At 66.9% G+C, this 14,885-nt stretch carries 13 protein-coding genes; 9 read left to right on the forward strand and 4 right to left on the reverse strand.

The genetic code is table 11. The features are described from left to right. Positions 1-4 precede the first annotated feature (4 nt). Both KVT32_RS08535 and KVT32_RS08540 read right to left on the reverse strand, forming a co-directional pair. Entirely contained in the window at positions 5-1,315 is a 1,311-nt protein-coding gene (locus KVT32_RS08535) for a ferric reductase-like transmembrane domain-containing protein (protein ID WP_217618029.1), read from the reverse strand. 153 nt (positions 1,316-1,468) lie between these two features. After that, entirely contained in the window at positions 1,469-2,695 is a 1,227-nt protein-coding gene (locus tag KVT32_RS08540) for an EAL domain-containing protein (RefSeq protein WP_217618030.1), read from the reverse strand. A gap of 313 nt (positions 2,696-3,008) precedes the next feature. Between KVT32_RS08540 and KVT32_RS08545 the strand changes: the two genes are divergently transcribed. The 8 genes from KVT32_RS08545 to KVT32_RS08580 all read left to right on the forward strand — a co-directional run bounded on the left by KVT32_RS08545 (position 3,009) and on the right by KVT32_RS08580 (position 12,154). After that, on the forward strand, positions 3,009-4,142 hold the full coding sequence (locus KVT32_RS08545; RefSeq protein WP_056317640.1) for a 3-deoxy-7-phosphoheptulonate synthase: 1,134 nt from the start codon (positions 3,009-3,011) through the stop codon (positions 4,140-4,142). Positions 4,143-4,255: 113 nt separating this feature from the next. After that, entirely contained in the window at positions 4,256-4,747 is a 492-nt protein-coding gene (locus KVT32_RS08550) for a hypothetical protein (protein ID WP_056317637.1), read from the forward strand. A 321-nt stretch (positions 4,748-5,068) separates the two neighbouring features. Further along, complete coding sequence (locus KVT32_RS08555; protein ID WP_056317634.1) at positions 5,069-5,791, forward strand: response regulator transcription factor; 723 nt, start codon at positions 5,069-5,071, stop codon at positions 5,789-5,791. Between the two features lie 7 nt (positions 5,792-5,798). Then, positions 5,799-6,668: a CoA ester lyase gene (locus KVT32_RS08560; protein WP_217618031.1), complete on the forward strand. Its 870-nt coding sequence runs from the start codon at positions 5,799-5,801 to the stop codon at positions 6,666-6,668. A gap of 251 nt (positions 6,669-6,919) precedes the next feature. Next, on the forward strand, positions 6,920-8,551 hold the full coding sequence (locus tag KVT32_RS08565; RefSeq protein ID WP_217618032.1) for an ATP-binding cassette domain-containing protein: 1,632 nt from the start codon (positions 6,920-6,922) through the stop codon (positions 8,549-8,551). Between the two features lie 134 nt (positions 8,552-8,685). Further along, positions 8,686-9,555: an archaetidylserine decarboxylase gene (gene asd / locus KVT32_RS08570; RefSeq protein WP_142055348.1), complete on the forward strand. Its 870-nt coding sequence runs from the start codon at positions 8,686-8,688 to the stop codon at positions 9,553-9,555. Positions 9,556-9,662: 107 nt separating this feature from the next. Further along, on the forward strand, positions 9,663-10,883 hold the full coding sequence (locus KVT32_RS08575) for an alpha-hydroxy acid oxidase (RefSeq protein ID WP_217618033.1): 1,221 nt from the start codon (positions 9,663-9,665) through the stop codon (positions 10,881-10,883). A gap of 101 nt (positions 10,884-10,984) precedes the next feature. Then, positions 10,985-12,154, forward strand: coding sequence for a metallophosphoesterase (locus tag KVT32_RS08580; protein WP_217618034.1), 1,170 nt, complete (start codon positions 10,985-10,987; stop codon positions 12,152-12,154). A gap of 15 nt (positions 12,155-12,169) precedes the next feature. Here the strand turns inward: KVT32_RS08580 and KVT32_RS08585 are convergent, their stop codons facing one another. Together KVT32_RS08585 and KVT32_RS08590 are read right to left on the reverse strand one after the other, a co-directional pair. Next, entirely contained in the window at positions 12,170-12,625 is a 456-nt protein-coding gene (locus KVT32_RS08585) for an Lrp/AsnC family transcriptional regulator (protein ID WP_056317626.1), read from the reverse strand. An 11-nt stretch (positions 12,626-12,636) separates the two neighbouring features. Beyond that, positions 12,637-13,458: a MetQ/NlpA family ABC transporter substrate-binding protein gene (locus KVT32_RS08590; RefSeq protein WP_152385489.1), complete on the reverse strand. Its 822-nt coding sequence runs from the start codon at positions 13,456-13,458 to the stop codon at positions 12,637-12,639. Positions 13,459-13,621: 163 nt separating this feature from the next. On the opposite strand from KVT32_RS08590, the gene rocD reads away from it, so the two are divergent. Next, a complete protein-coding gene (rocD, locus tag KVT32_RS08595; protein WP_217472106.1) occupies positions 13,622-14,857 on the forward strand; it encodes an ornithine--oxo-acid transaminase in 1,236 nt (411 codons plus the stop codon). Positions 14,858-14,885: the final 28 nt, after the last annotated feature.

The raw sequence follows: 14,885 nt of genomic DNA on the forward strand, positions 1-14,885 counted from the left end.
CGCGCTAGCGCATCTGGAAGGCTTCCTGGTGGAACAGTTGCCGCACCGGCATGCCCCGCCGGTGCAAGCCGTCTTTCAGCACGTCGGCAAAGCCCGTGGGACCGCAGAACCAGACACTTGGCCAGGGCGTCCCTTCCTGTCTGGCCTGCGCCAGCTCGGCGGCCGTCAAGGGCCGGTGCTCGTCGCTGTAGCGCACGTCCAATTTCACGCTTGGAACGCGCGCGCACAACTGGCGCAACCGGTCGGCGAAAGGCGCATCGGCCGCATTGCGGGCGCAGTAATACAAGGTGGCGTCGGGCGCGTCCGCGGGCCGGGTCTGCAAGGCCTCGAGCCATGAAATGAAGGGCGTCACGCCGATGCCCGCGCCCACCCAGATCTGCCGGCGGCCCTCGTCCCGGCGAAAGTCGAAACAGCCGTATGGCCCTTCAATGGTCACCGCCTGCCCGGCCGCCAGGCTCTTCTGCAGGCGCCGCGTGTAATCGCCGAGCGCCTTGATCGAAAACTGCACCCTGCCCGAGCCATCGTCGGCGCCCGACACCGTGAAGGGGTGCGCGCCTTCCTTGCGATCCGCGGTCAGGAAGGCAAACTGGCCGGCGCGGTGATGCCAATCGCCCTGGACACGACAGGTCACGCGCAGGATGTCATCCGACAGATGCTGCACCTCCAGCACGGTGCCCTTGTAGCGGCGCGCCCGCCCGATGCGGCCCGTCAGCGCCATGACCGCGCAGACGGATCCGACCGCGGTCGCAAGTCCAACCAGCCACCCCGCCGGCTGCGACCACCACGCGGCGGGCGTGAGCACGACGCCATGAAACGCCGCCACCAGGAAGATCACGGCGGCAATGCGATGGACCTGGCGCCACACGTGGTACGGGAACCGGCGCCACAGCGTCAACAGCACCATCGCCACCAGGATCCAGACGGCGTATTCGCCCAGATCCTTGGCCGATCCCCGGAACATGTCCAGCATGGCCGCGGCGCGGGGCGTCTTGGGAACCGGATCGAAGATGGCCAGCAGCAGCGGCTTGGCGAGTTTGATGAGGTAGTGCGCCGCCGCCAGCGCGGTGGCCAGGATGCCGCACCACTTGTGCAGCCGGTACATCTTGTCCAGGCCATCCAGCCGCTTTTCCAGCCAGACCGGCCTGACCGACAGCAGCATGATGAGCGCCATCAGCACATAAGCCGCCAGACCGGTCAGCAAAATCAGTTGGTCGCGCCACGTCCATACATTGAAGGCGGCGGGCGGCTGCAGCCGCAAGGCAAGCGCCCAGGACAGGACGCTGACGGCGAGGATCGTGAAAAGGATTCGGCGCATTGGCATCGCTCCCCGTAAATCGGCGGCCGTGCCGAACCGAGACAGGCCGCAGACATAATGGTAGTTTCGCCCAGCGCCGCTATTTCGGGTATCGGGGCCGTCCTTTGACGCGAATCAAACCCATCCCGGCGAAAAATGCCACGCCGCCCGCGCTCAATGCGCCCGGCAATACGCGATGAATTCGTCCGGGGACAACGGCATCGAAATCCCATAGCCCTGCGCCAGGTCGCATCCCAGTTCGCGAAGCAGCTGCACGTCGCGCTCCTGCTCCACCCCTTCGGCGACCACGCGCCGGCCCAGCACCCGCCCCATTTCGATCGCCGCCGCCACGACGGCACGCGAGGCAGGCTCGCGGTGCATGTGGACGATGAAGTCCCGGTCGATCTTCAGTTCGTTGAAGGGCATTGCCGAGAACAGGCGCATGGAGGCGATGCCCGCGCCAAAGTCGTCCATGGCCAGCTCGAAGCCGCGCACGCGCAACAGGTTCAACGTGGACGACAGCGCCAGCCAGTCGGTCACGGGCTCGTCTTCGGTAAGTTCGACCTTGATCAGACGGGCCGGCAGCCCCGCCTGCCCCACCTTCTGCTCCAGCAGGCCGGGCAGGTCGCGCGAGCACAGCGTGGAGGCCGACGCGTTGATCGCGATCGGCACCGCGACATCCGCGTCCTGCAGCCGGCGCAACACCTCCAGCACGCGGTCGGTGACGCGGCTGAACAACATGCGGTCCATGCCCAGCCGATGCGCCGCAGGCACGAAGTCCGCCGCCGAGATCGCGCCCAGCTTCGGATCCACCCAGCGCGACAACGCTTCGGCCGCCACCACATGCCCGGTCGACAGGCTGATCTGGGGTTGCAGCACCACGCTCATGTTGGTGCCCGAGAGCAGCGCCTGGCTCAGCGCCGCCTCCATCACCTCGCGCCGCACGGACTTGGGTTTGTCCGGCGAGGCCGACTCGTCGTCGATGCTGCGCAGCGCGTTCTTGATGGCCTGCTGCATCGCCACGCGCGACACGGGCTTTGAAAGCGCCTGCGCGGAGGGGCAACCGGCCTGCAGGGCCAACCGCACATGCGACTGAAGCAATTCGTCGCTCAGGCTGCTGATCCAGATGATCGGCGGCATGCTCTTCAAGCGCCCGGCATCCACCAGCCGCCGCAGGTCGTTGGGAAGGCGTGTGCCGTCGCCCTCGCCCATCACGATGTCGCTGATGAGCACGTCATGGTTTTGGCGCGTGATCGCGCCTACCGCCTCGATGCTGCTTCCCAAGCCCGCCACGCGGCGGTAGCCCAATGCCAGCAACATATTCTGCAGATAGGCGCGTTCGACGGGATGGTCTTCTACAAGAAGAATCCGTCGGGACGATCCGGCATCGGGTTTTGGCATTGCTGACCGTCCTGAACGGTGCCTACGGAAAGAAGCCGTGCGCGGCCCCCGCCTGCGCCTGCTGCTGGCCGGCAGCGCCGGCCTGCTGAGAGCGTGCATCAATGCTAAGGCATCCGCGCGAAAAGTGTCCTTATCGATAACGGGTTAATTCAGTTCGCCGCCTATAGACGTAGCCGCCGGATTATCCGCCGTCCGACTCCATACATTGGGGCCTGTCCCCGCAAGCGGGCGTGGCGATGCCACCCATCCGCCTCCACCGTCCGCGGGTGCGATAATGGCGGACTTTCCCGCATCTACGGCACGGAGCTTTCCCTTGACCCGCATTGACGACCCCCTGCACGACCGCGAGGTCGGCGCCGCCGACGCCACCCAGGACAACACCCGCACCGACGACACCCGCATCAGCGCGGTGCGCCCGCTGATCTCGCCTGCGCTGCTGCAGGACGAACTGCCGGTGTCGCCCAGCATCCAGAACCTCGTCGAGCAAAGCCGCGCCGAGATCGCGGACGTGCTGCACGGCCGGGACGACCGGCTGGTGCTGGTCGTGGGCCCATGTTCCATCCACGATCACGCGCAGGCCATGGAGTACGCGCGCAAGCTGCGCGCCGCCGCCGACGAGCACAAGAAGGATCTGCTGATCGTCATGCGGGTGTATTTCGAGAAGCCCCGCACCACCGTCGGCTGGAAGGGCTACATCAACGACCCGCGCCTGGACGGCAGCTTCCGCATCAATGAAGGCCTGCGCCGCGCCCGCGAGCTGCTGCTGGACATCGGCGGCCTGGGTCTGCCGATTGCCACCGAATTCCTGGACCTGCTCAGCCCGCAGTACATCGCCGACCTGATCGCGTGGGGCGCCATCGGCGCGCGCACGACCGAAAGCCCCAGCCATCGCCAGCTCAGCTCCGGCCTGAGCTGCCCGCTGGGCTTCAAGAACGGCACCGATGGCGGCGTGCAGATCGCAGCCGACGCCATGGTCGCCGCCAGCGCCAAGCATGCGTTCATGGGCATGACCAAGATGGGCATGGCCGCCATCTTCGAAACCCGCGGCAATCAGGACACCCACGTGATCCTGCGCGGCGGCAAGCAAGGCCCCAACTACGATGCCGCCAGCGTGGACGCGTGTTGCGCTGCCCTGCGCAAGGCCGGCCAGCGCGAACAGGTCATGATCGACTGTTCGCACGCCAACTCCAACAAGTCGCACGTGCGCCAGATCGACGTGGCCAACGACATCGCCGCCCAGGTCGCCCAGGGCGACAGCCGCATCACCGGCGTCATGATCGAAAGCCACCTCGAGGAAGGCCGCCAGGACCTCAAGCCCGGCGAGCCGCTGCGTCACGGGGTCTCTATTACCGACGCATGCCTGGGCTGGACGCAGACCGAGCCCGTGCTGGCAGCGCTGGCGCTGGCCGTGCGCCAACGCCGCGAAAAGCTGGCCGCCCGCGGCTGATCCTGTGGCCGGGCAGCGGCCGGCCGCTGCTGTTACAGCACATTCCTGAAACAATTGGTATCATGCGGGCCTTCGGGGTCTCTCGACCCCTCCCCGCTTCCCTTCGCTCAGGTATGGATCGTTCTCGCCTTGTCGCGGCCGCGCCGGCCGCATCGCCCCCCGTGCGCCACAGCATTTTCATCTACACCGAAGAACAACGCGGCAACCAGATGGTTGAGTCGCGCATCCTCGGCATGATGTCCGACGTTTCCGGATCGGAAAAACTCATCGTCGTGCAGGATCCGTTTCACGGCTTCAAGTACGTGTACCGGATCGACCACGAAAGCAACAATCTCGATGCGGCCGCCATCACCGAAATCGACGAATCGCTGTTCAACGGCAAATCCTCCATCGAGATCAACGCCATGTCCTACCGCCTGGGGACGGCCGAGAACGCGGTGAAGCTGTTGCGGGGCAAGACGCGATGGATCCAGGACAAGGGTTCGGTGCTGTCGGTGCTGCTGCAAAATGCTGCTGCGCGCAAGACGCGCTTTGCACCGGGCCGGATCGAACGCGATCGGATGCGCAAAGTGCCCGATGGCGTGCCGGTCGAATTACTCCCTTAGTCGGCCAGGACGGTATCCGCGCTGTTTTTCTTATCCACAGAATTTGTGGATAAGAAAAACGCAAACGCACGGCTGATGGCCTTTCGGGCGATGCGCACCGGGCTGCGCAATTTTTGACCAGCCCCTTTTTGCCCACGGTCTGGATCGCATCCTTGATCCATGACGCGCCGCCGCAACGGCGGGGATGATATTCTGCGCGCAAGCACGCGGGATACGCACACCGTCATCCCCTGATTTCCGCGCGCACGCGGCCCCCTATCGAATTCATAGCATGACGAGAACATCCCTGTTCGCCCGAGGAGCGCGCAAGCGCGCCGCGCCGTGACGATCATCGTCGTGGACGACCACGGAGATTGGCGCGATTCCATCGCCGAGTACATCCAGGACCTGGGCCTGGACAAAGCCATCCTCACTGCGGGCTCGCTGGCCGAGCTGGACAGCCTGTTGCTTACCGTCACCCCCGCCATCCTCGTGCTGGACGCCATGCTGCCGGACGGCGACGGGCTGGCGCGCGTATCGCACCTGCGCACCACGTATCCGTCGATGGGCATCATCATGCTCACCGGGCGGCTCTTGAGCGAAGACAAGGTATCGGGCCTGAGCCTGGGCGCCGACCACTACCTGACCAAGCCCGTGAACCTGGCCGAGCTGGGGGCCACCCTGGTGGCGCTGTCCCGGCGCCTGCGCGTCGTGCCGGCCGCCGACACCGAGGACGCGCAGTCGGACGCCTGGCGTTTTGACCCGGCGCGCCGCACGTTGACCACCCCCAGCCAGATCAGCGTCGACATCACCGACACCGAAAGCCGGCTGATCGGCGCGCTGATCCAGGCCGCGCCGCTGCCGCTGACGCGCGCGCGCCTCGTCGAAGCGCTGGGCGCAAGCGTCGAGGCCTACGACACGCATCGGCTGGATGCCCACATGCACCGGCTGCGGCGCAAGCTGCGCGCGCTGGCCGGCGGCGACTTGGGCATACGCACGGTCTATGGCGTGGGCTATGTCTGCACCACGCCCGTCACCATCGTGGGCAGCCTGCCCAAATCCTGAGACCGCCATGACCGCCCCGCTCCGCCCCCGCCGTTCCGTTCTCTACATGCCTGGCGCCAACGCGCGCGCGCTCGACAAGGCGCGCACGCTCGACGCGGACGCGCTGATCCTGGACCTGGAAGACGCGGTGGCGCCCGATGCCAAGGCGCAGGCCCGGACACAGGTTGCCGCCGCGCTCCGGGAAGGCGGCTACGGGCGGCGCGAATGCATCGTGCGCGTCAACGCACTGGATACGCCCTGGGGCCTGGACGACGTGCGCGCCATTGCGCAGGCCGGCGCCGATGCCGTGCTGCTGCCCAAGGTCGAGAGTCCGGCCCAGTTGGCGGCGCTGGCGCAGGCGCTGGACGCGGCAGGCGCGCCCGCCGACCTGCCGCTGTGGGCCATGGCCGAAACGCCGCTTGGCTTTCTGCGTATGGACGCCATTGCAGGCGGTCACGCGCGGCTGGCCGCCATCGTCGTCGGCACATCGGATCTGGTCAAGGACCTGCACGCGCGTCACACGCCTTCTCGCGACGAGACGCTGCTGGCGCGCTCGCTTGCCGTCATGGCGGCCCGCGCACACGGCCTGGCCGTGCTGGACGGCGTGCACCTGGACCTGAACGACGACGCCGGGCTGCAAGGCGCATGCCGGCAAGGCCGCGATCAAGGCTTTGACGGCAAGACGCTGATCCATCCGCGGCAAATCGCCGCCGCGAATGCGGCCTTCGCGCCGACGCCCGAGGAACTGGACACCGCACGCCGGCGCCTCGAGGCATGGACCGCGGCGCAGGCCGAGGGCAAGGGCGTCGCGGTCGTGGACGGCGCATTGGTCGAGAACCTGCACGCGCAAGAGGCCGAGCGCGTGCTGGCGCTGGCGCAGGCGATCGGCGCGGCTTAAGGGCAAGACGCGGCGGGAGGCGCCCGTCTGAGGCTGCCCGCCCGGAGCTGCCCGCCCGGAGCTGCCCGCCCGGAGCTTCCCGCCCGGGTACAATCCCCCCTCGCGTTCGGAGTTGGGTTGCTTCCATTCCGTTCATGCTTCGCGCCGGCGCGCATGTTGCGCGCGCCCTCCCGCCCCGCTTTCCGCCCTTTGCACCGCGCCGCTGGCCGGCGCCTTGCCGCGCGCCCGTCGCGCCATCCCGTTTCGTAGTCATGATCCGCTTCCAACAAGTTTCACTCATGCGCGGCGTCAAGCCGTTGCTCGACAAGGTCGACCTGCTTCTGAACCCCGGCGACAAGATCGGCCTCATCGGCGCCAATGGCGCGGGCAAGTCGAGCCTGTTCGGCCTGTTGCGCGGCACGCTGCACGCCGACCAGGGCGACCTGGACTATCCCGCGTCGTGGCGCGTGGCGCACGTCGCGCAGGAGACGCCCGCGCTGGATCGCCCCGCCATCGAATACGCCATTGACGGCGACACCACGCTGCGCAAGCTGGAAGCGGAACTGGCCGCGCTGGAAGCCGAACCGGAAAGCGCGGAGAACGGTCTGCGCATGGGCGAGATCTACGCCGCGCTGGCCGACGCCGATGCCTACACGGTGCATTCGCGCGCCGAGCAATTGCTGACCGGCCTGGGCTTCACGCAGGCGCAGATGCACCTGCCGCTCACGAGTTTTTCAGGCGGCTGGCGCATGCGCCTGAACCTCGCGCAGGCGCTGATGTGTCCATCCGACCTGCTGCTGCTCGACGAGCCCACCAACCACCTGGACCTGGACGCCATCATCTGGCTGGAAGACTGGCTCAAGCGCTATCCGGGCACGCTCATCGTCATCTCGCACGACCGGGATTTCCTGGACGGCGTGGTGAACGTGATCGTCCACATCGACGAACGCAAGCTCAAGCGCTACTCCGGCCATTACTCGTCGTTCGAGCGCCAGCGCGCCGCGCAGCTTGAACTGGCGCAAGGCATGATGGAAAAGCAGATGCGCCAGCGCGCGCACCTGCAATCGTTCATCGACCGCTTCAAGGCGCAGGCCAGCAAGGCGCGGCAGGCGCAGAGCCGGATCAAGGCCCTGGCGCGCATGGAAGAAGTGGCGCCGCTGCGCGCCGCCGCCGAATTCTCGTTCGAGTTCCGCGAGCCGCTGCGCGCCCCCAATCCGCTGCTGACGATGGACAAGGTCAGCGCGGGCTATCGCATCGAGGACGAAGCCACCGAAGCCGTGTCCGACAAGATCATCGTGTCGGACATCAACTTTTCGCTGCAGGCGGGCCAGCGCATCGGTCTCTTGGGCATCAACGGCGCGGGCAAGTCGACCTTCATCAAGACCATTGCCGGCGAGATCGAATCGCTTGCCGGCGAGACGCAGTTCAACAAGGGGCTGTCCATCGGCTACTTCGCCCAGCATCAGGTCGAGATGCTGCGCCACGATGAATCGCCGCTATGGCACATGACCAAGATCGCACCCACCGTGCGCGAACAGGAACTGCGCAACTTCCTGGGCAGCTTCAACTTCAACGGCACGATGGCCACCAGTTCCATCGCCCCCTTCTCCGGCGGCGAAAAAGCGCGCCTGGCGCTCGCGCTCATCGTGTGGCAACGCCCCAACCTGCTGCTGCTGGACGAACCCACCAACCACCTGGACCTGGAAACCCGCGAGGCCCTGACCGACGCGCTGGCGCAGTTCGAAGGCACGCTGGTGCTCGTCTCGCACGACCGCCACCTGCTGCGCGCCACCACCGACCAGTTCATCATCGTGGCCGACGGCAAGGTCAACCCGTTCGATGGCGACCTGGACGACTACAAGGACTGGCTCTACAAGACCAAGCTGGCCGCCAAGGCCGCCTGAGCGCTTTTTGCGCGCCGCGTCCGGCCAACCGCGTTACAATCGCGCCGAATTGCCGGACTCCAGCTTCAACCTGGCCCGCGCGGCACCTTCAACCACGTCCCGCTGCATGCGGGACGCGTTTTTTAGCGCCCTAGATGCCTATCAAAGACCAACTTTTTCTTGCCAGCCAGTATCTCGCGCCGCACCACCTGGTGTCGCGCTTCTTCGGATACGCATCGGACTGCCGCGAACCCGCGGTGAAGAACTGGATGATCTCGCGTTTCGTCCGCAAGTACGGCGTGAACATGAGCGAGGCGCTGCAAGAAGACCCGTTGGCCTACGACTGCTTCAATGACTTCTTCACGCGTGCGCTGAAAGACGGCGCGCGGCCGCTGGACGAAGAGCCGGGCGCGGTGGTGTGCCCGGCCGACGGCGCCATCAGCCAGATGGGCGCCATCGAACAGGGCCGCATTTTCCAGGCCAAGGGTCACAGCTACGGGCTTGCCGACCTGCTGGGCGGCGACACCGAGCGCGCCGCGCCCTTCCAGGGCGGACAGTTCGCCACCATCTACCTGTCGCCCAAGGACTATCACCGCGTCCACATGCCCGTCGCCGGCACACTGCGCGAAATGATCCATGTGCCGGGCCGTCTGTTTTCCGTCAATCCCCTGACCGCCCGCAACGTGCCGCGCCTGTTCGCGCGAAACGAGCGCGTGGTCTGCATCTTCGATACCGAACACGGTCCCATGGCGGTCGTGCTGGTGGGCGCGATGATCGTGGCGTCCATCGAAACCGTGTGGGCGGGTCTGGTCACCCCGCACAAGCGCCGCATCAAGTCCGTGCGCTACGACGCGGCCGCCCGCGCGCCCATCCATCTTGAGAAAGGCGCCGAAATGGGCCGCTTCAAGCTGGGCTCCACGGCCATCGTGCTGTTCGGGCCGGACAAGATCCGCTGGGCCGACACGCCGTCCGTGCTGGGTCCGGTACGCATGGGCGAACTGCTGGCGCTGCCCGTCCAGGTGTAAATCACCCCGACGCCGCTTTTTCGCCTAAAGCGAACAAGCAGCTTTTGTTTTATTCGCTTTCAGTCGCAAACGGGCGTTGTTAGATTACGGGCTTTTACCGGCCCGCCATGACCACGACCGCCCTGCCCGCCGCCGCGCCTCGCGCCACTGCCCGTCCGCTGTCCCGCGCACTGGGGCGCATGCTCTCCCTGGACGATTTCGAGACTGCCGCGCGCCGCCGGCTGCCGCGCCCCATCTTCGGCTACATCGCCGGCGCGGCCGAAGACAACCAATCCCTCAAGGGCAACCGCGACGCGTTCGCCCAGTACGCGTTCACCCCGCGCGTCCTGGTCGATGTCTCGCGCCGCACGCAACAGACCGAACTGTTCGGCCGCACCTACGCGTCGCCGTTTGGCATCGCGCCCATGGGCATCAGCGCGCTGTCGGCCTACCGGGGCGACATCGTGCTGGCCCGCGCGGCGCGCGAGCAGAACGTGCCTGCGATCCTGAGCGGCACGTCGCTGATCCCGCTTGAAGCCGTCATTGAAGAAGCGCCCGGCACCTGGTTCCAGGCCTATCTGCCCGGCGATCCCGCCAAGATCGATGCGCTGATCGAACGCGCGCGGCGCGCGGGCTTCGAGACGCTGGTGCTGACCGTCGACATCCCCGTGTCCGCCAACCGCGAGAACAACGTGCGCACGGGGTTTTCCACGCCGCTCAAGCCCAGCCTGCGCCTCGCGCTGGACGGCCTGGCGCGCCCGCGCTGGCTGGCCGGCACGTTCCTGCGCACGCTGCTGGCGCACGGCATGCCGCACTTTGAAAATTCCTTTGCCACGCGCGGCGCGCCCATCGTCTCCGCGTCGGTGCTGCGCGACTTCACGGCGCGCGACCACCTTAGCTGGGAGCACGTCGCGCGCATCCGCAGGCAATGGCCGGGCACGCTCATCATCAAGGGCATCCTGCATCCGCGCGACGCGGCGCTGGTTCGCCAGCATGGCGCGGACGGCATCATCGTGTCCAACCACGGCGCGCGCCAGCTTGATGGCGCGATCTCGCCGCTGCGCGCGCTGCCGGGCGTGGTGGCGCAAGCAGGCGCGATGACGGTGATGATGGACAGCGGCGTGCGGCGCGGCACGGATGTGCTCAAGGCGCTTGCGCTGGGCGCGCGCTGCGTGTTCGTCGGCCGCCCGTTCAACTACGCCGCGGCGGTGGGCGGACAGGCGGGCGTCGCGCACGCCATCGGATTGCTGCGCGCCGAGGTCGACCGCAACATGGCGATGCTGGGCATCAACCGGCTTGATGAAATGGACGCCAGCCTCATCTGCCGGGAAGGCGAGCTGCCGGCCTGACCAGACCGGCGCGCGATGCAACGCGTCAGGTGCCGGCGGGGCATAGAATGGCGGTTCCCTCGTTTCCTGCGCGTCCTTCCGCGGCGTGCCTGCCCGCTGCCGTGTCCCTACGCCAATCCTCATTCTTCCTGCGGTTCCTGACCCTGGGCGCCCTCGCCCATGTGTACGTCGGCGCCCGCCTGATTCCCGATCTGCTGCTTGGCCGCGAAGGCGACGCCGCCGCCATTCTTTTCCTGGTGCTGTCGTGCGTGCTGATCCCGATGGGCATGCTGGCGCGTTCGTCCGTCAACCCGCCATGGGGCGACCGCATCGCCTGGGTCGGCCTTTTGGCAATGGGGCTGTTCTCGTCGCTGTTCGTGCTGACGGTGCTGCGCGACGCACTTCTACTGATCCTGTGGCTGGGCAACCTGGCGGCGGGCGCCAACCTGCCCTGGACCGAACTGCGGCGCGCCAGCGCATGGACAGTCATCGTGCTTGCGCTGGCCGGCACGCTGGCGGGCTTTTACAACGCGCGGCGGCGCGCACGCGTGGTCGATGTGGACGTGCCCATTGCCGGCCTGCCGCAGGATCTTGACGGCTTCACCATCGTGCAGATCAGCGACATCCACGTCGGTCCGACCATCAAGCGCCGCTATGTCCAGGCCATCGTCGACGCGGTCAACGAACAGCTGCCCGACATGATCGCCATCACGGGCGACGTGGTCGACGGCAGCGTCGAGCAGCTTGCCGCCCAGTCCCGGCCCCTGGGCGATCTGCGCGCGCCTTTCGGCGTGTACCTGGTCACCGGCAACCATGAATACTATTCGGGCGCGGCCCCGTGGATTGCGGAGTTCCGCCGCCTCGGCCTGCGCGTCCTGCTGAACGAACACGCCGTGATCCATCCGTCGGGCCTGCCCGTAGTGGTGGCGGGCGTCACGGATTACAGCGCCGGGGCCTACGATCCGCATCAGCGCAGCAATCCCACGGCGGCGCTGGCCGGCGCGCCCGCCGACGCCGCGGTCCGGATTCTGCTTGCGCACCAGCCGCGCAGCGCGGTCGCGGCCGAGCCGGCGGGCTACACGCTGCAGCTCTCCGGCCATACCCATGGCGGGCAATTCTTTCCGTGGGGATTCTTCGTGCGGTTCCAGCAGCCCTTCACCGCCGGGCTGCACCGGCTGGGAAAGATGTGGGTCTACACGAGCCGCGGCACCGGTTACTGGGGGCCGCCAAAGCGCCTGTGGGCGCCGTCTGAGATAACGCGGCTGCGGCTGCGCGCCGCTTCGTCGCGCTGACCGCAAGGCGGCCGCTCAGGCCGCCTCGGGCAGCGGTCCGCGCTCCAGATAACTGGTCAGCGCGATGTCGCTGGTGGTGTTGCTGATGCCTTCGATCTGATGGATACGGGCCAGCAGCAGTTCCAGCGCCTGGGTGTCGCGCACCCTTACCTTCAGCAGCATGGCGCTCTTGCCCGTGATGGTGTGGATCTCTTCGACTTCGTTCAGTTCGGCCAGACCCAGCACCTGTTGGGTGATGGTCCAGTTGATCGTGTCCACATGCACGAAGGCCAGCAGCGGCCGGCCCATCTTCGCGCCATCGAGCTTGGCGGCAATGCCCTTGATGAGGCCGTCGCGCTTGAGCCGCTTGACCCGTTCGTGCACGGCGGGCGCCGACAGGTTGAGCAGTTTGCCCAGCTCCGCATAGCTGGGCGTGGCGTCGTCGGCCAACAGCGTCAAGAGTTTCCGGTCGCGGTCATCGAGGTCAGACATGGAATGCCCCCTTACCAGGGGAAGGAAATGAGGTCGCCGTAAAGACGCTTGAGCGTGGCCTTCACTTCAGGCGAGTTCTGATAAATGGCAATGAACTTCAAAAGGCGCGGATCCTGCGCTTTTTCGGGCTTGGCCACCCAGCGGATGGCGTAGCGCCGGATGCTGTCGGGGTCCGTATTGTCGAAGGCCAGCCCGTCCTTCTCGTTCAGGCCCGCCTGCTTGGCGAAGGTCGTGTACGTGACCGACGCGGTCACATCGTCGAACGTGCGGGCCGACTGCGAGCCTTCGATCTGCACGAACTTGAGCTTCTTCGGATTGGCCACCACGTCCTCCAGGCTGGCCTGATGCGCCACACCCGGCTTGAGCGTGATGAGCCCCATCGACTGCAGCAGCAGCAAGGCGCGGCCGGTGTTGACCGGGTCGTTGGGCACTGCGATCGTGGCGCCCTCGGGCACCGGATCGCCCTTTTTCAGCTTCTTGGAAAAGAGCCCGATGGTCGTGGAATAGCCGTATGCAATGGGTTGCAGGTTGGCGCCGCGCCGCTGGTTGAAGAGTTCAAGAAACGGCGCGTGCTGAAAGAAGTTGGCGTCCACCGAACCATCGGCCACCGCGATATTGGGCAGCACCCAGTCGTTGAATTCCACCAGCTTGACGTCCAGACCCTGCTGCTTAGCCTCGGCAATGGCCAATTCGGTGGCTTCGTTGGCCACGCTGGCGATGACGCCGATGCGCAGGGGCTGTTCCTGCGCGGCTGCGGGCGCAATCACAGCCAATCCCAGCGCCGCCACCGCGGCCCCCCGCGTCAGTTTCTTAAGCAATTGGTGCACAAGCATGTCAGCCATCCACAGAATCGGAACGCCGGACGACGGTCCGGCACAGGCGCTATTGTGCAGCACCTGGCGCCGCAGGCCCCAGAAAGGCCTTTGTCACGCAATGGCAATGCCAAGCCGCCCCGGCGGCGCTAAGATGGCCTGAGTACGCCCTTGGGAGACGTTCATGAGTGCCGTGATGACCCCCCAGCCCAGCGCGCAGTCAGCGGCCAGCCGCCGCGACCGCATCGAAGACCAGTTGGGCGCGCACAACTACCATCCGCTGGATGTCGTGCTGGCGCGCGGCAGCGGCGTCTGGGTCCATGACGTCGACGGCCGCCGTTATATGGACTGCCTGGCCGCGTACTCCGCCGTCAACCAGGGCCACTGCCACCCGCGCATCCTGGCCGCCATGACCGAGCAGGCGCAAAAGCTCACACTGACCTCGCGCGCGTTCCGCCATGACCAGATGGCGGGCTTCTACGAAGACCTGGCGCGCCTGACGGGCGCCCACAAGATCCTGCCGATGAACAGCGGCGCCGAGGCCGTCGAAACCGCCATCAAGGCGGTGCGCAAGTGGGGCTACGAGGTACGAGGCGTGCCGGAGGGTCAGGCCGAGATCATCGTGTGCGCCAACAATTTCCATGGGCGCACGCTGGGCATCGTGGGGTTTTCGACCGATCCCGACGCCTATGGCCATTACGGGCCGTTCGCGCCCGGCTTCAAGGTCGTGCCGTTCGGCGATTTTGAGGCCTTTGACGCCGCCATCAGCGACCGCACCGTCGCTTTCCTGGTCGAGCCGATCCAGGGCGAAGCCGGCGTCGTGCTGCCGCCGCCGGGTTATTTCAGCCGCGTGCGCCAGCGCTGCACGGAGCGCGGCATCACGTTGATCCTGGACGAGATCCAGACCGGTCTGGGGCGCACGGGCAAATTGCTGGCCGAGGAACACGAAGGCATCGAGGCCGACGTCACCCTCATCGGCAAGGCGCTGTCGGGCGGCTTCTATCCCGTATCCGCCGTGCTGTCCAACGCGGACGTGCTTGGCGTGTTCCAGCCCGGCCAGCACGGCAGCACCTTCGGCGGCAATCCGCTGGCGTGCGCCATCGCGCGCGCCGCGTTGCGGGTGCTGACCGAGGAAGGCATGATCGAGAACGCGGCCGTGGTTGGCGCCCACTTCCTGGAGCGCCTGCGCGCCCTGCCCGGTCCGGTGCGCGAGGTCCGCGGACGCGGCCTGATGCTGGCCGTCGAACTGGAGCCGGACGCGGGCGGCGCACGCCTGTGGTGCGAACGCTTGCAGGCGAGGGGCTTGCTGGTCAAGGACACCCACGGCCATACCCTGCGCCTGTCGCCGCCGCTCATCGTCACGCGTGACGAGGTGGACTGGGCGTGCGATCAACTGGCGGCGGTGCTGTCGGCGGCCTGACGTTCACGCCCGCGCACGGCAAGTTTTG

This window comes from Achromobacter sp. GbtcB20, from assembly GCF_019091095.1.
Classification (GTDB): domain Bacteria; phylum Pseudomonadota; class Gammaproteobacteria; order Burkholderiales; family Burkholderiaceae_B; genus Achromobacter; species Achromobacter mucicolens.

What these genes read in the sequence shown, in the direction of transcription:
- KVT32_RS08535 (WP_217618029.1), bottom strand. Translation starts at nt 1,315, where the DNA reads ATGCGCCGAATCCTTTTCACGATCCTCGCCGTCAGCGTCCTGTCCTGG.
- KVT32_RS08540 (WP_217618030.1), bottom strand. Translation starts at nt 2,695, where the DNA reads ATGCCAAAACCCGATGCCGGATCGTCCCGACGGATTCTTCTTGTAGAA.
- KVT32_RS08550 (WP_056317637.1), top strand. Translation starts at nt 4,256, where the DNA reads ATGGATCGTTCTCGCCTTGTCGCGGCCGCGCCGGCCGCATCGCCCCCC.
- KVT32_RS08560 (WP_217618031.1), top strand. Translation starts at nt 5,799, where the DNA reads ATGACCGCCCCGCTCCGCCCCCGCCGTTCCGTTCTCTACATGCCTGGC.
- KVT32_RS08565 (WP_217618032.1), top strand. Translation starts at nt 6,920, where the DNA reads ATGATCCGCTTCCAACAAGTTTCACTCATGCGCGGCGTCAAGCCGTTG.
- asd (WP_142055348.1), top strand. Translation starts at nt 8,686, where the DNA reads ATGCCTATCAAAGACCAACTTTTTCTTGCCAGCCAGTATCTCGCGCCG.
- KVT32_RS08575 (WP_217618033.1), top strand. Translation starts at nt 9,663, where the DNA reads ATGACCACGACCGCCCTGCCCGCCGCCGCGCCTCGCGCCACTGCCCGT.
- KVT32_RS08585 (WP_056317626.1), bottom strand. Translation starts at nt 12,625, where the DNA reads ATGTCTGACCTCGATGACCGCGACCGGAAACTCTTGACGCTGTTGGCC.
- KVT32_RS08590 (WP_152385489.1), bottom strand. Translation starts at nt 13,458, where the DNA reads ATGCTTGTGCACCAATTGCTTAAGAAACTGACGCGGGGGGCCGCGGTG.
- rocD (WP_217472106.1), top strand. Translation starts at nt 13,622, where the DNA reads ATGAGTGCCGTGATGACCCCCCAGCCCAGCGCGCAGTCAGCGGCCAGC.